A 22,464-nucleotide genomic window follows, 5' to 3' on the forward strand; every position below is an offset into this window, starting at 1 on the left:
CGAGGGGGGAGGGACGCATGGACCAGATAACACCGGTGAATCTGGCCTACGACGCCCTCGCCGCCGCGCGGGAGGTGGCCGCCTCGGCGCGGATCAACGCCGACGCCCAGGACCGCGACGACGGCTTTCCGGCCTCGGACGTGGCCGACCTCGCCCGTCTCGGTCTCCTGGCCGCCCCCATCCCTGTCCGCGAGGGCGGCGCGGGGCTCGGCGAGGAGCCGGGCGGGGCGAAACTCGCCGAGGTGTTGCGTCTAGTCGGGTATGGGAGCCTCGCGCTGGGGCGCCTGTACGAGGGCCATGTCAACGCGCTCCACCTCGTCGCCCTCTACGGTGATGCCGGACAGCGTGAGCGCCTGTTCGAGGATGCACGTTCCGGCCATCTCTTCGGCGTCTGGAACACCGAGAAACCCGGTGGCGGCCTCGTCCTGGAGGGCGGGCCGGGTGGCCTTCATCTGCGCGGCGCCAAGACCTTCGCCTCGGGGGCCGGCCACGTGACCCGCGCCCTCGTCACCGCCCATCGCGCGAACGCGGACGGTCCGCTGATGCTGGTCGTCCCCCTGGAGGCCGGGACCCGGGCCGACCTGTCGGATTGGCGCGCGCATGGAATGCGCGCCTCGGCCACCGGCACCGTCGACTTCTCGGATCTGCCGGTCACGGACGATGCCATCCTCGGCGAACCGGGCGATTATCATCGCCAGCCGGTCTTCTCTGGTGGCGCTTGGCGCTTCGCCGCCGTGCAGCTCGGCGGCATCGAGGCCGTGTTCGACGCGTGGCGCGAGCACCTGACGCGCCACAAGCGGGGAGGCGACCCGCACCAGCTCGCCCGGCTGGGGGAGGGGGCTCTGGCGGTGGAGGGCGCACGGAACTGGATCGCGCGCGGCGCGTCCGCGGTCGCGCAGGGGACGCTACCGCCCGGGCGGCTGATCGCCTGCATCAACCTCGTGCGTCTCGCGGTCGAGCGGGCCGGGCTCGACGTGCTGCAACTGGCCCAGCGCTCGGTCGGCCTCCAGGGCTTCCTGCGCGGCCATCCGCTGGAGCGGTTGTCCCGCGATCTCGCGACCTATCTGCGCCAGCCTGCCCCCGACGGCGCTCTGGTCGGCGCGGCGGAGGAGATCCTGGCGGCGGGCGGGATGGCCGGCGACCTCTGGCATGGGGGCGGTCCATGAGCCGTTTCACATCCTCGATCCCGCCGAGCTATTTCGACGGGCACTACGCCGACGATCCCGACCCCTGGCATTTCGAGACCAGCGCCTACGAGCACGCGAAATACGAGGCGACCCTCGCCGCGCTTCCGCAGCCGCGTTACGCCTCGGCCCTGGAGGTCGGGTGCTCCATCGGCGTGTTGACCCGCGCTCTGGCCGCGCGCTGCGATGAGGTGGTGGGGGTCGATGTGGTGGAGCGCGCCCTCGCCCGCGCCCGCGAGACATGCCGCGACCTCGGCCATGTCCGGTTCGAGCGGGCGCAGGTTCCCGTGGAATGGCCCGCCGGGTCGTTCGACCTGATCCTCTTGTCCGAGATGATCTATTTCCTCGATTCCGGCGACGTGGCGCGGCTGGCCGGGCAAGTCCGGCATTCCCTCAGACCGGGTGGCGTCGTCGTCCTGGTCCACTGGACGGGCGAGACCCACTATCCCCTGAGCGGTGACGAGGCCGCGCACGCGTTCATCGCGGCCTCGGCGCCCTTCCTATCCCCCCTCCGGCATCTCGCGACGGAGACGTACCGCCTCGACGTGCTGGCGGACCGAGCCCTCACAGCGCCCGGACGCCAACCATGAGCACGGCCCGCTGGTTCGACACGCCTGAACGCTACGGCCGCATCAGCCGCGGCTTCCACTGGCTGATGGCCGCGCTCTTCGCGTGGCAATTCGCCGGAGCGCTGCTCTATGTCGGGATCGGCGATACCGCCGTGACCCGCCTCGTCGGTGGAAGCCATTTCACCCTCGGCTTCACGCTCTTCGTGCTGGTGCTGCTGCGGGGGCTCTGGGGCCTCGCGAATCTCAAGAGCCGCCCGCCCCATCCCGGCCGCCTCGGCCGGGCGGCCTCGATCGGGCACGGCGTCATCTACGGCCTGATGGTCGTCATCCCGAGCCTCGCCCTGCTCCGCCAATACGGCTCGGGCAAGCCGTTCGCCCCCTATGGAATCCCCCTCATGCCGGAGCGGGACACCAAGATCGCATGGATGATGGCCCCGGCCGATCTCTTCCATGCCTGGCTGGGCTTCACCCTCCTGGCCGTCGTCCTCGGGCATTCGGCCATGGCACTGGTGCATCAGAGGGTATGGAAGGACCACACCCTCTCCCGCATGACCTGAGGCCGGGCATGGCTGCTCCATGGCTGAGGCATGGACTGAAAAAAGAATTTGACGTGGGCCTAGCCACCAAGCAGTCTGGTACCTAGTACTTTAATACTAGGCTGGGGCGCCCATGTTGCAGACCGCGACATCTGACACAACACGTGCAGCTTATGCAGCAAATGTGATTTGTACTTGCGTTTTAGACACAAGACGAAATCTCGTCTTCGTGATGAGAAACGGGGACGTCGTCAGAGGTTTTGTCAGGGGAACATCATCGGAAACCAGATCCGATCCTGACTATGTCTTCAGTGGAACGATCATCATCGAGGATGAATCGGGGGATTTGCGGCAGATCGATGCCTTAGAGGTCACGGGGGTGATGCCCCTGTAGCGCCATTAAAGGTCTCGATCGAAGGAGGGCAGCAAGCTGCGGACGCTTCACGGTCGCGGATTGGCGAAACATGTGTGCCTCTCGAGGGGCCTTGCAGTGACATCCACATAAGAGGCGCCCAACCGACGTGCTACCGAGTTCGTCCGGTTTCGCTATAACCTTCAGGTGAGAGTGTGAGGGGGCGAAGAGAACGGTCCGTGGACAAGCCCGCCCAGCCCTTCACCGTTGGCCTGCCGAATCTCAGCAAAGCGCATTTCGCGGTGCCGACCCGCGAGAGCGTGCTGACGGCGGCGCCCTTCTCGCACATGCCGCGATTCCTGATTCTCTATGGCTCCTTGCGCGAGCGCTCCTTCAGCCGCTTCCTGGCCTACGAGGCCGCGCGGCTCCTCGAAGCCATGGGTGGCGAGGTGCGCATCTTCCACGCGGATGGGCTGCCCCTGCCCGACGACACCACCGCCGACCACCCGAAGGTGCAGGAGCTGCGCAATCTGTCGATCTGGTCCGAGGGCCAGGTCTGGGTGTCCCCGGAGCGGCACGGCACCCTGACCGGCGTGATGAAGAGCCAGATCGACTGGTTGCCGCTGAGCGAAGGCAGCGTGCGGCCGACCCAGGGACGCACCCTCGCCGTGATGCAGGTGTCCGGCGGCTCGCAGAGCTTCAACGCCGTGAACGCCTTGCGCATCCTGGGCCGCTGGATGCGGATGATCACCATCCCGAACCAGTCCAGTGTGCCGATGGCCTACAAGGAGTTCGACGAAGCCGGACGGATGAAGCCGGGTCCGCTCTATGAGCGAGTCGTGGACGTATGCGAGGAACTGATGAAGTTCACGCTGCTCACCCGCGAACGGGCCGATCACCTCGTGGACCGCTACAGCGAGCGCAAGGAGCGCGAACCGGACCTTTTAAAGGGCGTCGCCGCCGATATCGGCTTCGTCAAACGCTAGAGCCGTCTTCGAGCAAGTTGGCTCACCTGCCTCCGGGAATCCATCGACGGGGGCGGCTCAACTCGGTCTATACGGCACTAGACGGCCTGCCTTCAGGCTCGATCGGGTCGTGGAAAGGTGCGGGGGCCGGTGTCGGCGCGGGACGCTGCAAACGCATCCAGGGCGGAGCTGCACCGCCGCGCCGAACCGGGGCACCTTCGGCATCCGAGCGATCGGCGGCGCGGCACGGCGACGGCCTGCTCACGGAGAGCAGGCCGACCACGTCCACCGCGGATGCCCAGCGGCTCCGTCAGCAGCTAAGGCGGCGGCCTTCCCGCCGTCCATACGTCCGATAGTGGGTCAGGCCGGATGGCATCTGCCCGCGCATGACCGCCCGGCGCACGTCGGGATTGCAGCGAAGATATTCGCGCTCATCGAACGCGTAGCCACCGCGTCCGCCGCGATCGTAATCCCGTCCATACCCGCCACGGTCACGGTCGTCATAATCCCTGTCGCGCCCGTCGTAGTCGCGACGGTCATAACCGTAATCGCGCCCTCCATAGGGCTGCGCCAGTGCGGGTGTGAGTCCGCTGAGGAGAGCCAACCCCAACACGGTCGCCGAAAGCACCTTCATGTCCCATTCCTCCTTGTAGCGCCCCATGAACGCTCAAGGTGGAAGATGGGTTCGATCGCCGGTCGAGATCGAGATGATTGATAAGTCGGCAGTCCCCTCCGGCCGTGTCATGTCCTGGGCCTCTGGCTCACTCGAACGAAATCTCACCGCGCGCGTTTCCGGCCATGCTTGCGCGCACCCCCCGCCTGCCATCTCACACCAAGACCGTGGCCCCGGCCAAGGGAGTGGAGGCGGCGGATATCGCCGCCGGTCTCCATCTGGCGCGCGCCAAGGATCGGCCGCTGGTGCGGGCTCTGGGCACGGCGAGCGAGATCGGCAGTTGGAAATCGCTGCTCGCTCTGTCGGCTGGCGCCTACGCCCTCGGTCTCCTGATGCGGGATCGTCGGCTCGCGGGAGCGGGCCGCCACATGCTGCAGGCCGGCATCCTGGCGGGCGTGGTGAAGACGAGCTTGAAGAGGACGGTCCACCGCACACGTCCCAACGTCCTCATGGATGAGGGTTTCTACACTCGAGGCTGGCCAGGAACGAACGTCGGACCCTGGCAATCCTTTCCGTCCGGCCATTCTGCCCTGAGCGCCGCCGTCGCGTGCGCCGCCGCCCGCGCCTTCCCGGAGATCAAGGCCCCTGCCTACGCCGTCGCGACGGGCGTCATCACGGCGCAGGTCCTGCGCGGCGCCCATTTCCCTGCCGATGTCCTGGCAGGCGCTGCCATCGGCATCGCAGCAGAGTTTGCAGTCGACCGGCTCTGCACGGGCGCCCCGCGACCAATGCGGGGACATGACAAGTTTGCTGACCACAGCAGCTGAACCGCTCCCCCCACCGTAATCACAACTATCGCGGGATGATACGACGGCCGCATCTCGGTCAGGTTGATGAAGTCTCAGCTGACTCAACTCTAGCGTGAACTGCGCGGAGAGAGACGATAGGCCGGAGGCGAGCCAGGGCCACAGTACGCCCGGCAGCGGCGTGCCGTTCCTGACGGCCTTGTTCGCAGGGCCAGTCTTGATCGTCGCGTCCATCTTTGGAGCGTCGGCACTCTCGCCATCGATACCTTCGCCCCCTGTCGCTGCCGCGCAGGTGCATGCGGTCCCGGTGCTCTCTCCGGGCGCCACGACAAGCGACGTCCCGATCGCATCACGCCCTGTGACAGCACCGGCCGCCGCCGCCGTTATCGCGCAGGCCGTCGAGGCTCCCGCTGTCGAGCGACCGAAGCCGATCGAGCGCTCAGCCACCGGCGGGCAGTACGTCAGCGGCCACAAGGTGCCCCTACGGGTAGATCCGAATGGCAAGGGGCGCGTGCTCGACCGCTACGAGGCCTGGCAGGCCGTCGAGGTGTTGGAACGGCGCGGCGGGTGGATTCAGGTCTGCCACACCCTCACGCAGCGCGAAGGCTGGATCCAGGCCAAGCGCCTCCGGCACGAGCGACCAACGGAGGAAGCCGAGGCGAGGCCTGCGAAAGCCTCGCCGGCCCTGCGCGACGCCGCGATCACGAAGCTGCTGATCGAGCGCTCGATCGCCGATTATCCCGGCCCGTGTGCCTGTCCCTGCCAGAGCGCCCGCAACGGCTCATCGTGCGGGAAGCAGGCGACCTACGTCCGGCCAGGTGGATACGCGCCGCTGTGCTACGCGAGGGATGTCACGCCGGAGATGATCGCGGCGTACCGCGCGGAGCGCTAACTAAACGATATCTTTAAGGCGAATGGCGACACGAGGGAGCTTTGACCATGCGGCATGGCCGACAGGATGCCGTCCAGATCAGAGATCGGGAACCTCGGCCTCCAGCCAATTCGCTGCCGCCTTCAGTGTCTCGAACTTGTGCGTCTCGGCGATGGACGGGGCCGGATAAGGCGGGCTCTCAGTCAGCGTCTCGACAATCCAGCCGCCCTCGTAGACATCCTTGGACACTTAGCAGACGATGCTGCCGACGACCTCGCCGTCGATAAAGAGATCCAAGCTGCCCGGGGCAAGACGTTGAAGGGTCTATATCATCGGGTTCTCAGACTGAGTGCCGCGCTGCGCGAAACCTATGCAAGGCCGGATGAGCTTGTCGGTTCACCTCTCCAGCGCCCCACGCTCGTGCAGGAGGCATCATGCGCTTGCGCGGGCCAATGGTCCGCCCCAGGTCGATCAGCGACTCTGCGAGACGTTCCGGGATTTTTAGGTTAGTGCGTGCACCGCTGGCGCGCCCTACGGGATTCGGCCCACAGGAGATCAGCGCATTGATATTAAGGATGTTTTTCCCTCGGCACGTAGCATCAATGTAGCATGGTAGCGGTGCATCAGCAAAATCGACGCGTTGATCCTCAACGCGAACATGTAGGAACGGGCGCCCCTACGTGACGGGACGCCAGAGCATTTTGCACGGCACTTTCCCGTTTACGTGCGTGGGGCCGTCTTCGGGCTATAGATTGATCTGGGGGTGATAGGGCAGGGTAGGTCCTTCACGTTAATGCGCGTGATCTCCGAAGCTGCAGGCATCGCGCCCAGCGTGACTTACTATCTAACAGAGGCGGCGTTACGTTCCTGCGCCCGCACATGAACAGCAAAATTGGCCCCACAGGGCATCCGCGTGAAGGTCGGGGCCACGGCCTAACCGTCTCTGCAAGGATGGCAAGCGTGCCCGAGGAGGGGCCTGCCAAGCCGACAATTTTGAGCTAACCGTGATAATCCTAGTGTACCGCGTCGAGATTGATGTTTGAGAACAAAGAAATAAAATTACACAGACGTAGTTACAAATTAATATTGCTCTATTAGGCTTGTTTCAATTATATCACGAAGAAAAAATGGGAATGATTCTAAAGAAATCACATACAGCCGCGTTCGGCCCCATTCCTTACCGGGCTTCCGTCCGTCTGCGACTGCAGCCTCACCCGAGCTGCTCTTATCAGTATCCATAGTCGCCGCCATGCAGTAACCTCGCAACCGGCCGTGTCTGAAGTATCTATCATGGCAGCGATCTTGCCCATGAACACGCCCTTCACAACGGAACGACGCATTTGATGATATACAGGTCAATCGTGGTTAATATCGGTATTTTCAGTTCAAATAAGACTAAATATCAATCGTAGCGTCGAGTAGTAGAAGATAAAGGCAGTAAATTCCGTAGATAGAAGAAATAACGCCCTTTTCCAAGAGATAAATCATGAACGATCTGTACGTGGATGCATCGGAAGTGTCGTTTCAGTTTGCTCAAATCAGAGCCGAGATATTGAAAAATGAGCAATTAAATAATGAGTTGCATGAATACTTCTCGAAAGAGGCTCGTTTCTTTTCGAGTGGCGGCAATCTAGGTGACGGCCTTATACAACTTGGCACTTTCGATCTATTTGAAAGTAAGGGTATAGATTTAAGAGCAGTAGATCCAAACAATCATTCTATTCTTTTGCCAGAAACTCCAATCATTCTAGGTGGTAGTGGGGCATGGGTGGAAGGAGTCTGGGAATATTGGGCTCGTCTGCTGCGACCGCACTTGGAGGCAGGTGGTAAACTATTAGTATTACCAAGTTCTTTTAATGGCTTTGTGGATTATTTTGAACGATACGCAGATCAAATTTTTTTGTTTGCTCGGGAGGAAGTCTCATTTTCAGCGCTCGCTAAATCTCGCGTGCTTCGAGATCGAATTGGGCTTTGCCCCGATCTTGCTTTTGCGATTAATCCGGATACGCTTCCGAAGCAAAAGTTTCTGGCCCGATCGGGCGAATTGAATCTATTCAGAACCGACGCCGAGTCGGCGCTGAAGCGCACGCCATTAGGCAACTGTGATGTTGCTCTCTTATGGAACGGCGGAATCTGGTCAGAAAAAGTAAGCTGTATTGAGGCAATCACTGCAGCGTGCGATTTAATCGGGCGATTTCAAGTCGTGAATACCGATCGATTGCACATGACTGTCCTGTCGGCAATGATTGGTTGCAAAGTTAACATGTATTCAGGAAACTATTTTAAATTGTCTGCCGTGTATGATTACACACTAAAGTCTATCTCAAGTATAAAATATTGCGGCCTATATGATTTAGAGAGTCAAATTAGCTTCGATGAAAATGAAGCAATGCGTGAAGAGCTTATCAATCTTGCAAGACTGCGCCGTGATTGGTATGAGCCGGAGATTGTTCGGCTGCAAAACCTCATCGCCGAATATGATAAAATAAAGAATGAATGGTTTGAGCCGAAGCTCAATCAATTTCATAATAACTTGGAAATGGCGCAGCGCGAAATAAGTATTTTGAGAGCAGAATTATCATACTTTAAGAGAAAATCACGAACAATCTCAGAGATTGAACAAGAATGCCAATATTTTACTCGCCGACTCGAACATTTTTTGGGAAGTCAAATTTCGTTATTGCGCGTAAATATAGATAAAAAAGATCATATAAGCGAGGATGAATCAGCACCCAAGTGTGAGCATGCGGATCAATTGGTTCATTTGATGTGTGAGCAGGTAAGGTCGATCTGTCAGCGGTTTTATGAAGACGTGAATAGAATCTGGACTGGATCATCGCCCAATGATAATAACGACGAGAATTGTGAGGGCCGATAACTACTTTACGGAGATATTTAAGCAGCAGGCTGCAATGGATTTGAAGATTTTTTCAGTCTTGTGATGACAAGTCGGAGGCCTCCAAAAACCTCGCGGTTTGAGGGGTTTTGTGGTGTGATGGCATCGGCGGTCGGTGAGGTGCTGCGATGCGCGGTCAGCCTGGTTTCTTCGACGTGGACGAGCGTCTGAAGGATCTCTCGGCCAAGGGCGATGCGCTGGAGCGGCTGAGCCGCATCGTCGATTTCGAGCTGTTTCGGGACGACCTCGCCCGGGCCATGCCTCGCTCGGACGGGTCGAAGGGCGGTCGCCCACCGTTCGACCTAGTGTTCATGTTCAAGGTGCTGATCCTTCAGGCCAGCTACTCGCTGTCGGATGAGCGCACCGAGTTCCTGATCAAGGATCGGCTCTCCTTCATGCGCTTCCTCGGGCTCGGGCTGTCCGATCCGGTGCTGGACGCCAACACCATCTGGACCTTCCGGGAGGCGCTCACCCGAGCCGAGATCGCGGGGAAGCCGGCGATCGCAGTGCTGTTCCCGGCCTACGAGGCGGCACGGAGGCAGGCCGGCTTCCTGGCGATGGGTGGACAGATCGTCGACGCCACAGTGGTAGCCACGCCCAAGCAGCGCAATACGGAAGCCGAGAAGGCGGATCTGAGGGCTGGCCGCGTGCCCGACGCCTGGAAGGCCAAGCCGGCCAAGCTCGCTCAGAAGGACCGTGATTCACGCTGGACGATCAAGTGGTCGAAGGCACAGCCGGCTGAAAATGGGTCGAGGCGGATCGACCTCGCGGTCCCGGCCTTCGGCTACAAGAACCACGTCGGCATCGATCGCCGCCACGGGTTGATCCGGACCTGGATCGCCACCGACGCGGCCCGCCACGACGGGGCGCAACTGCGCGGTCTCCTCTCGAAGGCCAACACTGCCGGCGACGTCTGGGCCGACACGGCCTACCGTTCGAAGGCCAACGAGGTACACTTGGCGGGCAATGGCTTCCGCTCCCGCATCCATCACAAGAAGCCGCCGGCCAAGCCGATGGCGAGGAACGTCGCCCGGGCCAACGGCGAGAAGTCCAAGGTCCGCGCGGCCGTCGAGCATGTCTTCGCCCGGCAGAAGGGGCCGATGGGGCTCGTGGTGCGCACCATCGGCTTGGCCCGGACCAGGGTGAAAATTGGACTGGCCAACCTGATCTACAACATGAACCGAGCGGTCTGGCTCACCGGCTCCCGCGCGAGGATCACCTGAAGGCCGGGATCGAGGGCAATTCGCCCCACTCGCGACCAGCGCGAGGACAGCATCACATCGCCAAGGCGCTCAGCATTCCGCTGAACCCTCCCACAAAACGCCGTCATCACGGTAATTGGAGATGCGGTCATCGGGGGTGATTCGGCCGACACTACGCGGCCGACCATCCCACCGGAGATGACCGTGATGCCCGACCTGACCCTGTTCGCCGCCCTCGACGTCTCGCTGGAGAAGACCACCCTCTGCCTCGTCACGTCCGATGGCACCATCGCGCGCGAGGCGGTGGTCGCCACCGAGCCCGAGGCCATCGCCGCTTGCCTGACGCCGGATCTGCCGCGCATCGCGCGGGTCGGCCTGGAAGCGGGTCCGCTGTCGGAGTGGTTGGTGCGGGGGCTATCCGCCCTGGGCATCGAGGTCGTGTTGATGGAGACGCGCCAGGTCCGCGCCGCCCTTTCGGCGATGATCGTCAAGACCGATCGCAAGGACGCGCGCGGCATGGCCCAGCTCCTGCGCGCCGGATGGTTCCGCCCCGTGCATGTGAAGACGACCGACGCGCGCGAGCTGCGCACGATGCTCGCGGTGCGCGCCACGCTGGTGGCCCGGCTCAAGGACATCGAGAACGGCGTGCGCGGCCTGCTGCGCGGCTATGGCCTGCGCCTGCCGAAGGCGCTGCGGGGGCGATGGGAGCCGGCCGTGCGAGATCTGCTCGACGGGCATTCTGGCCTGCTGCAGATCCTCGAGCCTCTGCTCGGTGCCCGCGAGGCCCTGCGTTAGCACCTCGACCGGATCGATAGGCGCGTGCGTGAGACAGCCAAGGCCGACGCCGTCTGCCGCCGGTTGATGAGCGCTCCGGGTGTGGGCGTGATCGTCGCCCTGACCTTCTGCGCCGCCGTCGATCAGTCCGAGCGCTTCCAGTCCTCGAAGCAGGTCGGCGCCTGCTTCGGCCTGACCCCGCGCAAGTACCAGTCCGGCGAGACCGACCGGACCGAGGCGATCAGCCGGGCGGGTGATGCATCCGTGCGCGTGGCGCTGTTCGAGGCAGCGCACGTGATCCTGACGCGGGTATCGGCCTGGTCGAGCTTGAAGGCCTGGGCCATGGCCGTGGCCAAGCGGCGCGGGGCCAAGTGCGCCAAGGTCGCCCTGGCGCGCAAGCTCGGCGTCGTGCTCCACCGCATGTGGGTCGACGGGACCGACTTCCGCTTCGGGTGGCCCGCCACCGCCCAGGTCTGAGGCCGTCCCCACGAGGAGGAAACGACAAACCCCTTCAAGCCATCACCGAGGTCGCTGACGGGACGCCTGGACGGGGAAGAGGGGTCAGGGTCAAGCCGCCGGACACCGTGGCGCTGCGACGCCGTTTTGGAGATCGGCTACCCTGCTCCCATCCGACCGCATCATGTGACGGCGCGAAGCGCCGATCACGGACAGAAGCATGACCCCCGACCGCCAGGCCACACCGTCGCCATACCTTGAACCCGAACCCCCGATGACAGAAGGTGTCCATCTGTTCACATAGCGGCGCCCATCGCTTAGGATTTGAGAGGAACAACGAGAAGAGCGCTTCAGTTTGTTGCAGCTTAGATGACGAGGGATCACAGCAGCCGATGTCTGCCGTAATATACCTTGAGTTGACAAAGGACGTAGCCACAACAACAACATCGAGACCGAAAAAAAATTACCACCTACAATAATCGATCTAATAAGTCCTTTGCTGTGCATTTTCCAGAGAATATTCTCGATATATCTGGTAGTACCGCCACTGTGTTCGACGCAACCAAAAGGCTTGCTGTTTTGTTTTTCCGAATGAATAGAATTGTATCGGGGGCAACGATGTGGCGGATATCCGCTAGCGCGGTTTCGATATTAAAAACCCAATCTTCATAGCCGGTGCCATCGCCAAGCTTATTGCGCCAGTAGGGGAATTTCAAAAAAATATCTCGACTTGCAAACACAGAGGAAGTCCAGAGGTTTTCAGCTAATAGTTTCGTCAGCTTCACCTTATCTTTTCGGCAATCGGGGTGAACCCAGAAGTAACGATCATAGTCTCTGCCAAAGAAAAGATTGAATTTAGGGTGGACTATACACTTGTTTTTATACGCGGAGGCCTCCTCATACGCCCGAACAAGCCAGTCCTTACAACATAGGTCATCGCCATCCATAAAGGCTATGAATTTACCCTTTGCTACTTTGACGCCGTGATTCCTCGCATCACCGAGGTCGCGCACGTTTGTTATTTCAATCCGAGCCAAAGAGCCCACCTGTTCGGCAAAGTGCAGAGTTACACTATCCGGGTTGTCAGCCACCAAAATCAATTCAGTTCGGATCTTCTTCTCATTAGCAAAATTCACTGCTTTTACTGCAGTGTCTAATGTCGGTATGCACACACGACCCTCGCGATGAAGATTGATAATGAATGATATTTCTATAGTCAATTTTTAATCTCCCCGAATGAGTAAATCTGACGCGACGCGTTCAAACGCGCCTTTACCATGCCGTCGAATAAGAAGATCTTTCATCTGAGCTGTACGAATACCCGATTCATTTGCATCTTCTAGTGCCGCCATTATCGCAGATACATAGGCGCTAGGTTCGTTATGCTCATCAACAATCCAGCCAGTGCGTGAACTCACGAGTTCAGATATGCCACCGACGTTAGGAGCGACGATTGGCAACTCGGCTGCTGCAATTTCTAGCAATATGTTTGGCAAACCGTCCCAACCCGAGGTGTACAAGAACAGGTCATATTGCTCCAACTTTAATTCTTCTAAGTTGTCATACTTGCCATAAACTGAAATGTTTGGAGCAAGTGCGGATGATAGCATGTCGATATCCGGGAGATCTCCTCCGGCAAAAACAAATTGTATGTCCGGCATAAGCCGTGCAATCTCAAATGCTAACGTTAAGCGCTTTTGCGTTGAAAAGCGCCCCGCCCATATAACTCTTTTCACCGCTGACGTAGGCCTAATTCTGGATAAATTTTCGCGTTTTGCAATCTCCACGGGCTGATATAAGACCTTAACTTTGTCTGCAAGATCATTTGTCAGGCGAAGGTCATCGATCAACGTCCTTTTAAAGCTTGAGTTATCTGTAATTATGTTTGTGACTGCTGATAAGGCGTAGGGCAGGTGTGTTCGAGCATACCCCGCACGCCGACCATATACGTCGTAATCATAGCAGAAGCAGCAAACGCTTACGGGAAATATTCGAGATAGCGCTCGACCGTGCCTTTCGGCAAGCGCCCATCCCTGCCGCGAATTAACGACTAGTAGGCCTTGGACATGTATTAACTGTAGGAAATTCGCGAGCGCGAGTGCCGCCGTCTGATCTGACATACGATCGAATTCTTCAGATACATCGCAAACCACGTGCTTACTAGTATCAATCCATTTAAGCGCGTCTTTCGACCCATGACCTGTGACGATAATTAGCGAAGTATCAACGGCATCCGAGTTTAAAAGCGCGTTATTTATATTCGCTAAGACTTTTTCCGCCCCGCCAGTTGTTAAGCTGTTTGTAATGAATACAAAAGTGCTCCGCGAATCGTTCACAGCTTCAAGGAGTTTTCTTAATGAAATCTCCTCGGCTGTTTCAATAAGGACTCTACTGAGTCTGCCAATGCTATCAATGTCTTGCCATGGCTGCAGTACATCGAAATCGACTTGGTCGATTTCAGCAATGTGCTGCTTTACGGCGTCGATTGAATTGTAATTTCCCGTGCTAATCCTTCCTTCCTTCGCGCCCCATCTCACATAATGATAAAATGGATGAAGATCTTTTATGTCTGGATATCGCTTTAAATACTGCTTCGAATTAAAATGATCCGATGGATCGAGGGACAAATCTTCATCAAAGTAAAATTCTAACAGCGTCTGATTTACAATTTTCTCTTTACCTATTTGACTTAAGACTGATCTTTCATCAAACATTCTGTGAGGGTTTATAGTTCCCGGCTCAGATATAAAGTAATATAGCAACGGATTGCTATCGCTAGAAATCTGCGATTTGACGTAAGCAGTATCGAACGCCGGATGTGGGTTGCGATTTTCTTGCCAGCCGTGTGTAATAAAGTGATAAAGCGCGCTTACTCCCGAGCTTTCGATATCTCGATAAACATCGTGATAGAAATGTGTGTCGAACAGTCTATGCGGCTTCAATCTTATTTTGTCACCAACTACTACATAGTGCCATGTCGCCCGATGAGGCGACACTGTAATGCCCACCTGACGTGCTTGGTCTATGTAGTACGATTTATCAAAGGCTTTTGATTTTTCCAGTAAGTCGATCTGTCGCTTAATACGGCGACGGATTGTTCCAAAAGGAATTTTTGGGTGAAGCAATATCGATGAGATCTGCCATTTTTTCATTTTGTTGTCCTGGAAATTTAATTCGATGGTCAGAACAGCTTAGGACGTGAAGACTAAGAATGGATCCGCTGCCAGGCGAAGGCATGCTCTATTATTGTTTGAAGATTGTCATATTTTGGTTTCCAGCCCAGTATTTCCCGAATCAATCTCGTTTCAGCAACGACTATTGACGGGTCTCCAGCGCGGCGCGGGCCAATTTTGACATTGATATTTGATCTACTTACCTGATTGATCGTAGAGATTACATCGAATACAGAATAGCCGTTGCCGTATCCGCAGTTTAATATCCTGCTAGATCCTCCAGTATTTAGATACTCCAAAGCATTTAAATGCGCTTCAGCCAGGTCTGAGACATGTATGAAATCTCTAATGCACGATCCATCTGCTGTATCGTAATCGTCTCCGTTCACAACTAGATGGGTCGTACTATTAATGGCCGCATCGATCCCCATCTTTATCAAATGACGTGCGCTTTTGTTAATTTGGCCTGTTCTCATTTCAGGATCTGCGCCTGCCACATTGAAGTATCGTAAAATAACGAATCTTGCATTGTGGGCGTGACAAGCATCCTGAACGATCCATTCAGACATGAGTTTTGAGCGTCCATATGGATTCATTGGAATAAGATCAGAACTTTCTTTGACAGGTATGGCTTTTGGCTCCCCGTACACCGCCGCAGTCGAAGAAAATATTATGGATTTTACTCCATTAATCAGGCAGCTTTCGATCAAGGCTCGAGTCTTGGTGGTGTTCTCGTCATAATAGTAAAGCGGACGACTGATCGACTCAGGTACAGAAATTTTTGCCGCAAAGTGGACGAGCGTGTCTATTTTATGTAGCTTTATAATTTCATTCACCAGGTTTCTGTCGCTTATATCTCCGCGGTAAAATTTTGCGCCACTGGTTACAAAATTGGCGTTACCGGTTGAAAGATCATCTAATACAATAATTTCATTCTCGCTATTGCGTGCAAGTGCGAGTGTGAAATGGCTGCCAATGTATCCAGCGCCGCCCGTGACCAGAATTCCCATTGTATTTCCTTATTTTATTTACTCAACAGTCACTGATTTGGCAAGATTTCTTGGTTGATCGGCGTCTTTCCCCATGTGTACTGCAGTATAGTACGCTAATAATTGGATCGGGATTGTATATATGATGGGCGCCAGCATAGTGTCCATTTCTGGCATCATAATGGTCGCCATCGTCTCGAGCCCGTGCTCGGCCGCTCCCTTGGCATCGCCGATCAGCACGATGCGCCCGCCGCGCGCCGCGACCTCCTGCATGTTCGAGACCGTCTTTTCGAACACCGCGTCATGCGGCGCGATGACGATGACAGGAACGCTCTCGTCGATCAGCGCGATCGGCCCGTGCTTCAGCTCGCCCGCCGCGTAGCCCTCGGCGTGGATGTAGCTGATCTCCTTCAGCTTGAGGGCGCCTTCCAGCGCCATCGGGTAGCTCGTGCCGCGCCCGAGATAGAGCACGTCCCGCGCCTTCGCGACCTCGCGGGCGAGGCCTTCGATGGCCGGCTCGTGCGCCAGCGCGTCGGCCATCAGGCCCGGCGCCTTGATGAGGCCGTCGATCAGCCGCCGCTCGCCCTCGGCATCGAGGGTGCCCCGCGCCCGGCCCGCCGCGATGGCGAGGCAGAGCAGCACGGTCAGCTGGCAGGAGAACGCCTTGGTGGAGGCGACGCCGATCTCCGGCCCGGCGAGCGTCGGCATCACGACGGAGGATTCCCGTGCAATGGTCGAGGTCGGCACGTTCACCACGCAGAGCGTGTGCTGGCCCTTCGACTTGGCGTAGCGCAGGGAGGCCAGGGTGTCGGCGGTCTCGCCCGATTGCGAGATGACGAGGGTCAGCCCGTCCTTCTCCAACGGCGCCTCGCGGTAGCGCGCCTCCGAGGCGACATCGATCTCCACCGGCAGGCGGGCGATCTGCTCGAACCAGTAGCGGGCGACGAGCCCGGCATAGAAGGCCGTGCCACAGGCGGTGATGTAGACGCGGCTGAGCTTGGCGAAATCGAAGGGCAAGGCCTCCGGCAGGATCACACGGCCCTCGGCCATGTCGACGTAATGGGCGAGTGTCCGGCCGACGACCTCCGGCTGCTCGTGGATCTCCTTCGCCATGAAGTGGCGGTACTCGCCCTTGTCGACCCGGAACGCCTGGGTGGCGATGGTCTGGCGTGCGCGCTCGACCACGGCGCCGGAGGCGTCGCGGAACTCGACGCTGTCGCGGGTCAGGATCGCCCAGTCGCCCTCATCGAGATAGGCGATGGCATCGGTGAAGGGGGCGAGCGCCAGGGCGTCGGAGCCGAGATAATTCGCGCCCTGCCCGTAGCCGACCGCCAGCGGCGCGCCGTGCCGGGCGCCGATCAGCAGGTTTTCTTCGCCGGAGAAGATGAAGCCCAGCGCGAAGGCGCCGCGCAGGCGCGGCAGGGCGGCGGCCACGGCCTCGACCGGCCCCTTCCCGTGATCCATCAGGCGGCTGACGAGTTGGACGACGACCTCGGTGTCGGTGTCGCTCTCGAAGCGGATGCCGTCCGCCTCAAGCTCCTTCTTCAACTCGCGAAAATTCTCGATGATACCGTTATGCACGACGGCGAGACGCGCCGTGGCATGAGGGTGGGCGTTCACCTCCGTGGGGCGGCCGTGGGTCGCCCAGCGGGTGTGCCCGATGCCGATCGTGCCGGTGAGCGGCTGCTCGGCGAGCTTGGCTTCGAGGTTTGCGAGCTTGCCCGAGGCGCGCCGACGCTGGAGGCTGCCATGCTCCAGGGTGGCGATGCCGGCGGAGTCGTAGCCGCGGTATTCGAGCCGCCGCAGCGCCTCGATCACCTGCCCCGCTACCGCGTCGCGCCCGACGATGCCGACGATGCCGCACATTCTTCTCTCATTCTGACGCCTGGCGTCTATCGTAAGTCTGGACGCAATCAGTAGCGCTTGCGCGGTGGAAAGTGGGGGGCGTAGATTTCAACGCGAGGACGCTCTGAGGGGTCTTTCGCGGGCCGCCGAACCGGAAAATGCGGATCATAGAGATTCAGTCGCTCCCTTTGTAAGGCGCCCTTTGCCTCCGTTTTGCTGTTCGGTTCTGGTGCTGCGTTCATGGCCTGCAATCCATGGTTGTATTTGTGGGCTTCTAGGCCATCAGGCGCGCGGTGCCTGTTGCTTTCCGGCCATAGTCAGCGACAGCGGGACTATGAAAGGCATTTTTTTCGGCGCGTTGGTTCGACGCTCTGACTCATCAAGCGGCGTAGCGCCATCAAGGGCCCGCTGCCCGCTTAACGTTTGTTTTTGAGATACCCTTAAAGCAGATCCCATCAAGCGACTGCAGCCTGCCACATGACACTTAGCGTGTCCGCTAATGGCAGCTGCCTGATTGATCAACGACGGCTGCTACGGGTGCAAAGCGGTAGGTACGTTTTTTGATCAAAAGACACGGTTAGGCAAGGTCGTCACAAAGTCGCTGCCAGGCTTAATTGAAGAACAAAGCATTTGACCAGGCGGCAGAATTATTCCCATGGCTGAGTAAATTTGACGGGTTTATATCTTAAATCTTTTTTGAACAGGCTATTATTGGATTTATATTTTGACATTTCGGTATATGATCGCTATATTACTTCCGTTTTTTGGTTTTGCCGTGTGACGCGACAATGCCGAAATGTTGGGAGAACTGACCCTATGCTTCGACAAGCATCACGACAGTGGCAGACGCCGCCCGCATACCGATACCGGCGCGCCCTCCTCCAAAGCCGAACCTTCCAAAAGGCCCCCGTTTCGGGGGCCTTTGTCATTTCTGGAGCCTGCGCATGACGAACCAAATCATTCCGTCCGCACTCGTCGCCGAGACCCCGCTCTCGCAGCAACTCCCCACCATCGTGCTGTTCGGGCGCGGCGCCGACGGCAAGCCGCGCGCCGCCTGGTTCGATGCAGCTGATGACGAAGCAGCCGCCGCGGCGGCCAAGACGATGCAATTGCGTACGCTTCCGCTCATCGCTGACGAGCAGCGTACGTTCGCCGCCAAGCTCGCGCGCGGCCGCCTGTTGCCGAGCGGCAGAGCCCTAGTACCCTTTGCCAAACACGACCTTTTTGCGCGCTTGGTCGCTATGGCCGGGGAGGAAGCTGGGCTTCACATCGCAGGGGTAGGACAGGAGGCGCCTTTCGCGGACCCGGGGCGATCGAGCGGCAAAGCGATCATGCCGGCCGAGCAAGCGGTGCCCCCTTGCGTGATTGATCTCCAGAACCAGGCAGGACCCGGTCGGCCAAGAGGTGAGGGCGATGCCGTGCAGACGGGCGCCCCCGCAGCGCCACCGGTGAAGCCGCGGCCGGGCGATCGTACCTTCGTCGGTCAGCCCCGCCCGCGGGACCGCGATGAGATCGGGCTCGGGAGTCTCGTGCTCGCGCATGAGGGGGTCGATGATGGCTGGTGGGAGGCCGAGGTGATCGGCATCAACGGCAGCGTCTTTTCCCTGCGCTGGCACGACTACCCCACGGAGCCGACGATCCTGCGCAAAGCTGGCGAACTCGCGCTGCTGCCCCCCGGCGAGGCCTGAGCCGCCTGGCATCGACGCGCCCGGGCATTGTCGCAGCCCGGGCGGCCCTGCGACTGCGCTGAGCGCCGTCGCCGTGATCATTCCCCCATCCTTCGAGGCATCCCATGACCGACATCATCGATGTGGGCCGCATCGCCGCGCTCAATGACATCCTGCGGCGTTCCCTCAGCGGCGGAACCCTCGTGCTCACCGCCGGTATCATTGCGCTTGGCCGCGAACGCCAGCAGATCATCCTCGACGCGATTGCCGCTCTCGATCGCTTCGACCTCGACAGCGACCCATACGGGGAGCGCAATTTCGGCGCGCTAGAGGCAGCAGGCGAGTGCGTCTTCTTCAAAGTCGACTGTTTCGGCCGCTCCGGCCGCTTCGCCTCGCCCGATCCGACTGACGCCAGCGTCACCACCCGCTTGCTCACCGTCATGCTCGCGAGGGAATATTGAGATGGTAGCCCCCACGGCCTCCGTCGGCGACCTCAATTCAGTTGGCCAGGGACCGCCCTCGCGCCGGTGCCTGATGGCTTTCCTCGGCAGCCTGCCGTTCCTCAATATGAAGCTCGCCCGTAACGAGCCGCGCCATCTCGCTTCCGCTTGGACCGGCCCCTCCACCGATCCGATGCCGCGGCTGTTTGCCGAGTTTCAAAGCCTGCTCGACCGCCATGCGACCGCCCTCGCGGCGTGCGACCAAATCGAAGCCGAATTGCAGGTCAGAGTGGGCTTGCCGCGTGTGGCGCTCCCCCGCGGCCCGGATGGGGGGTGTCGCTACGTAGCCGACGTTCAAAGCCTCGCGCGGGCCATGCCGCCGTGTCGACGCCGCCACCGGCTCGAAGAACTGCTGCGGCATCGGCAACGCCGCTGGGACGCCGCGGGCGAGGGAAGCGGCCTGCTCAAGGCCGAACTGCTTGGGGCGAGCTTTGATGAGGCTGTCTTCGCAGCCGCCGACACGCTGTTGGCCATGCCCGCCTGGACCTACGAGGCCATCGCGCTGAAGCTGGTCATCCTGCTCAGCGTGCGCGCGCCCGGACCTACGTTGGACGACGCTACTCCCTGGCGCGAGTTGCGTCTCATCCTGACGGACCTCGGATGGCTCGCCGGCTATGCGCCCTTGCGCTCGTGAGCTAGCCCATGGGCTTGCGACCTGCCTTTAGCGGGGCCGGCCGCGTGGCATCGGGCTCGGGCACGACGAACAGGTCCGCGATCGGCACCGCCAGTGCTTTCGCCATCGCCTCCAAGGTCGTGACCGTAACGTTTTCACTGCCGCGCTCGACACGACCGGCATAGGCCCGGTCGATGCCGGCGGCGAACGCCAAGCGTTCCTGGGAGAGGCCGCGCTCGACGCGCAGCCGCCGCAGATTCCAGCCGATGATGCCGCGTGCGTCCATCGCGACAGCAAGGCCAAAGCGCGCCTTGAAAATCGATGGACTGACAGTCCCTCATTCGGCGGCCACGTCAGCCGCCGACGCCACCCCTCACTTCATCCTACCCACAGAGGACCGTCACCGACGGCATCGCTATGTCCTTCACAGGTCTATTCCTCCCCCTCGGCCTGATCGCCGCCCTCGTCGCTTGGAATGTTGCACGTCACAAAGGCCGCAACCCCTACCGCTGGTCGGTGGTGTGCTTCCTGTTCTTTCGCGCACTCATTGCCCTGATCGTCGTCAAAGCTCGCCAGCGAGCCGGTGATACGCCCGCCTTCCGAGGGCGATGGACGACACTGAGCGTTTATGACCCCGATGTTCGCGCGGCGGTGGAGCGGCTCGGCAAACTGGGGCCCTCCGCGATCGACCAATTCCGACTGGCTTATGCCGATGTACAGACCAAGGACGCCATCCCCTTGATTATTGGCGACCTCGAAGCGCGCTGGTCGGCCGGCGATCGCTTCGATGGTGTGTGGGAGCGCGTCGAGGGGCTCGATGCATTGCGACGCCAGGGGCGAATCTCAGATGATGACTATGCCGATCAGGTTCGCCGTCTGAAGGTACCCCGCCGGCCGACCAGCCTATGGGCGGGGTGGTGGTGGATGTTGCCGCTCGTCCTCCTTCTGCTCTGGCTCGTCTGGCAGCGCGGAAGCGTTGCGGGTGTGCCGATGTGCGATAGCAGCGCCTCACGCGATCTGGTGCGTCGTGCCATCGAGGGGGCGGATGACAATCGGCTTGTGAATCGCCGCTTGCTGACGCTCGATCGAATCCAGGAACTTGGCTTCGATGCTGCGGCGCAGGACCGAGCCTGTTCAGGTTCGGCGATGCTGAACTCCGGCGAACGATTCGTCGTATGGCGGCTGTATCGACGGGGTGATCAGATCCTCGCGTCCGTATCCGGTTTTTGATAGAGTATCAGTTATCGTCAAAGCGATGGTGGCTGTTCGTGGTGTGATCGAAAGCCATGTAGGTCTATGGCGTCGTTCAGCAACATACTCCCGCCGATGATATTGGCGAGGCGTGTCGCCTTCATCGTCAGTCAATCCGGATAGCGCGTAGATGCAGGCTTGTAATCGAACCGTCTCTCGTTTTAGCAGTTTTAGCATCAGAGGAGCCTACTTAAGCAGAAGCAGTTGGGGTGAATATGAAATCCATGGCGGCTGCGCTCTCTCATTCCGATACATTGAATGAAAGGGATTTGGGCTCCGTTCCAACTGCAACAACATCCGTATTCACACCGCTTAAGCTGCCTGCTCAAAGTGGCAAGCACACGCCTCCGGGCTTTCTTGGCCTTCATCTCGTTCTAGACGAAGTCGGGCGCCGCATGAGCCCTGTAGAATGGGGTCGGTTGCCCGGGTGGGACCTGCTGCCGTTCCGTTATGACAGCCGGCGAAAAGTCTATCGGGCAAAGTGGGGACTGCGCCTCGTCAAGGATGCACCGATTCTGCGCAGCAGTCCCGTCGCAACTGAAGTCAAGCGCACTGATCTGCGTGCCTGCGCTCGGCTTTATCGCACTGTGTGTGACCGAGTCATTGCGGAATTCGAAGCCGGCAGGCTCGTAGCCTATGCACTTCACCGCCCTTGGGGCAATGTTGAGGAAATTACGACGCCTGGCATCTGGGCCGTTCAAAGCGAATGGGCCTTCTATGCCGGGTTGATAGTCGTGCCTGGCCAGTTCGGCAAACCGGTGACGGCTCGCGTGCTTGTTAAGCATGACGACCTCGGCCGTTGGGGCCGAAAGCAGGACGAAAAGGGAACTAAGAAGAAGCAGGCTGAAGCGCGGCGGCGCATTGGAAGGGCAATCCGCGATTTCATGGAAAAGACTGGCATCCGCCTCACGAAAAAAAATGTGCTGGAGCTCTTGGAGAGCGCCCTAGGCAAAGAGGCGCTTCAACCGAAGGTCGTTTTCATGGAGGTGTGGGGCGAGATCCCGACGAGCCAGGGTGGTCGGCCAGAAAACGCGGCAAAGGCAGGCGTCGACAACCACCGTGACAACTTGCTCGCGCTGATCCGAGCCGCTTGGACGAGCGACCAGGCGATACCGTCAGGGCTGTGAGGCACGTGAGATCGTGAGATCAGCCTCGTCAAATCAGCTGATGCCGCGGGCAACAAGCAAAAGGGATTTTTGACG

The 22,464-nt window shown here is 59.5% G+C and carries 20 protein-coding genes and 1 pseudogene; 14 read left to right on the plus strand and 7 right to left on the minus strand.

Features of this window, described 5'->3' with window-relative positions; all coding sequences use genetic code 11:
- The first annotated feature begins 17 nt into the window (after positions 1-17).
- The 4 genes from J4O73_RS19135 (at position 18) to arsH (ending at position 3,627) form a co-directional block, all read left to right on the plus strand.
- Positions 18-1,166 (plus strand): acyl-CoA dehydrogenase family protein, encoded by a 1,149-nt coding sequence (locus J4O73_RS19135; protein WP_426219925.1) that lies wholly within the window; start codon positions 18-20, stop codon positions 1,164-1,166.
- Entirely contained in the window at positions 1,163-1,774 is a 612-nt protein-coding gene (locus J4O73_RS19140; protein ID WP_426219927.1) for a class I SAM-dependent DNA methyltransferase, read from the plus strand. The genes J4O73_RS19135 and J4O73_RS19140 overlap by 4 nt, the downstream gene beginning before the upstream one ends.
- On the plus strand, positions 1,771-2,310 hold the full coding sequence (locus tag J4O73_RS19145) for a cytochrome b (protein ID WP_426219929.1): 540 nt from the start codon (positions 1,771-1,773) through the stop codon (positions 2,308-2,310). The genes J4O73_RS19140 and J4O73_RS19145 overlap by 4 nt, the downstream gene beginning before the upstream one ends.
- A 570-nt stretch (positions 2,311-2,880) precedes the next feature.
- Positions 2,881-3,627, plus strand: a complete 747-nt coding sequence (gene arsH, locus J4O73_RS19150) for an arsenical resistance protein ArsH (RefSeq protein ID WP_426219931.1) — start codon at positions 2,881-2,883, stop codon at positions 3,625-3,627.
- 289 nt (positions 3,628-3,916) lie between these two features.
- On the opposite strand, the gene J4O73_RS19155 is transcribed toward arsH, so the two are convergent.
- Positions 3,917-4,267 carry a hypothetical protein gene (locus tag J4O73_RS19155; protein ID WP_426219933.1) on the minus strand — a complete coding sequence of 117 codons (351 nt, stop codon included), beginning with the start codon at positions 4,265-4,267 and terminating at the stop codon, positions 3,917-3,919.
- Positions 4,268-4,404: 137 nt separating this feature from the next.
- On the opposite strand from J4O73_RS19155, the gene J4O73_RS19160 reads away from it, so the two are divergent.
- On the plus strand, positions 4,405-5,046 hold the full coding sequence (locus tag J4O73_RS19160; protein WP_426219934.1) for a phosphatase PAP2 family protein: 642 nt from the start codon (positions 4,405-4,407) through the stop codon (positions 5,044-5,046).
- 337 nt (positions 5,047-5,383) lie between these two features.
- Positions 5,384-5,917, plus strand: coding sequence for a hypothetical protein (locus J4O73_RS19165; RefSeq protein WP_426219936.1), 534 nt, complete (start codon positions 5,384-5,386; stop codon positions 5,915-5,917).
- A gap of 78 nt (positions 5,918-5,995) precedes the next feature.
- On the opposite strand, the gene J4O73_RS19170 is transcribed toward J4O73_RS19165, so the two are convergent.
- Positions 5,996-6,145, minus strand: a complete 150-nt coding sequence (locus J4O73_RS19170; protein ID WP_426219938.1) for a hypothetical protein — start codon at positions 6,143-6,145, stop codon at positions 5,996-5,998.
- Between the two features lie 1,237 nt (positions 6,146-7,382).
- Here J4O73_RS19170 and J4O73_RS19175 point away from each other — a divergent pair.
- The 3 genes and pseudogenes from J4O73_RS19175 to J4O73_RS19185 all read left to right on the plus strand — a co-directional run bounded on the left by J4O73_RS19175 (position 7,383) and on the right by J4O73_RS19185 (position 11,245).
- Positions 7,383-8,774 (plus strand): polysaccharide pyruvyl transferase family protein, encoded by a 1,392-nt coding sequence (locus J4O73_RS19175; RefSeq protein ID WP_426219940.1) that lies wholly within the window; start codon positions 7,383-7,385, stop codon positions 8,772-8,774.
- A 146-nt stretch (positions 8,775-8,920) separates the two neighbouring features.
- Positions 8,921-10,015 (plus strand): IS5 family transposase, encoded by a 1,095-nt coding sequence (locus J4O73_RS19180; protein WP_426219942.1) that lies wholly within the window; start codon positions 8,921-8,923, stop codon positions 10,013-10,015.
- A 186-nt stretch (positions 10,016-10,201) separates the two neighbouring features.
- Positions 10,202-11,245: pseudogene (locus J4O73_RS19185) on the plus strand (IS110 family transposase).
- A 449-nt stretch (positions 11,246-11,694) separates the two neighbouring features.
- Here J4O73_RS19185 and J4O73_RS19190 read toward each other — a convergent pair.
- Genes J4O73_RS19190 through glmS form a run of 4 tightly spaced genes read right to left on the minus strand, consistent with a single transcriptional unit; the run spans position 11,695 to position 17,252 of the window.
- Positions 11,695-12,396 carry a glycosyltransferase gene (locus J4O73_RS19190; RefSeq protein WP_426219944.1) on the minus strand — a complete coding sequence of 234 codons (702 nt, stop codon included), beginning with the start codon at positions 12,394-12,396 and terminating at the stop codon, positions 11,695-11,697.
- A gap of 51 nt (positions 12,397-12,447) precedes the next feature.
- Complete coding sequence (locus tag J4O73_RS19195; RefSeq protein WP_426219946.1) at positions 12,448-14,376, minus strand: glycosyltransferase family 4 protein; 1,929 nt, start codon at positions 14,374-14,376, stop codon at positions 12,448-12,450.
- 53 nt (positions 14,377-14,429) lie between these two features.
- Entirely contained in the window at positions 14,430-15,407 is a 978-nt protein-coding gene (galE, locus tag J4O73_RS19200) for a UDP-glucose 4-epimerase GalE (RefSeq protein ID WP_426219948.1), read from the minus strand.
- Between the two features lie 18 nt (positions 15,408-15,425).
- Complete coding sequence (gene glmS, locus J4O73_RS19205) at positions 15,426-17,252, minus strand: glutamine--fructose-6-phosphate transaminase (isomerizing) (protein WP_426219950.1); 1,827 nt, start codon at positions 17,250-17,252, stop codon at positions 15,426-15,428.
- A gap of 923 nt (positions 17,253-18,175) precedes the next feature.
- Here glmS and J4O73_RS19210 point away from each other — a divergent pair.
- The 3 genes from J4O73_RS19210 to J4O73_RS19220 all read left to right on the plus strand — a co-directional run bounded on the left by J4O73_RS19210 (position 18,176) and on the right by J4O73_RS19220 (position 20,032).
- Positions 18,176-18,919, plus strand: a complete 744-nt coding sequence (locus J4O73_RS19210; RefSeq protein WP_426219952.1) for a hypothetical protein — start codon at positions 18,176-18,178, stop codon at positions 18,917-18,919.
- A 104-nt stretch (positions 18,920-19,023) separates the two neighbouring features.
- A complete protein-coding gene (locus tag J4O73_RS19215) occupies positions 19,024-19,359 on the plus strand; it encodes a DUF3768 domain-containing protein (protein WP_426219954.1) in 336 nt (111 codons plus the stop codon).
- A 73-nt stretch (positions 19,360-19,432) separates the two neighbouring features.
- Positions 19,433-20,032, plus strand: a complete 600-nt coding sequence (locus tag J4O73_RS19220; protein WP_426219956.1) for a hypothetical protein — start codon at positions 19,433-19,435, stop codon at positions 20,030-20,032.
- A 1-nt stretch (position 20,033) separates the two neighbouring features.
- Here J4O73_RS19220 and J4O73_RS19225 read toward each other — a convergent pair whose 3' ends face one another.
- A complete protein-coding gene (locus tag J4O73_RS19225) occupies positions 20,034-20,297 on the minus strand; it encodes a helix-turn-helix domain-containing protein (RefSeq protein ID WP_426219958.1) in 264 nt (87 codons plus the stop codon).
- Positions 20,298-20,428: 131 nt separating this feature from the next.
- Here J4O73_RS19225 and J4O73_RS19230 point away from each other — a divergent pair, with 131 nt between their 5' ends.
- Both J4O73_RS19230 and J4O73_RS19235 read left to right on the plus strand, forming a co-directional pair.
- Complete coding sequence (locus J4O73_RS19230; protein WP_426219959.1) at positions 20,429-21,241, plus strand: hypothetical protein; 813 nt, start codon at positions 20,429-20,431, stop codon at positions 21,239-21,241.
- A 230-nt stretch (positions 21,242-21,471) separates the two neighbouring features.
- Positions 21,472-22,389: a hypothetical protein gene (locus tag J4O73_RS19235; RefSeq protein WP_426219961.1), complete on the plus strand. Its 918-nt coding sequence runs from the start codon at positions 21,472-21,474 to the stop codon at positions 22,387-22,389.
- Positions 22,390-22,464: the final 75 nt, after the last annotated feature.

The organism is Methylobacterium sp. NFXW15, assembly GCF_049887755.1.
In the GTDB taxonomy this organism is placed as follows: Bacteria; Pseudomonadota; Alphaproteobacteria; order Rhizobiales; family Beijerinckiaceae; genus Methylobacterium.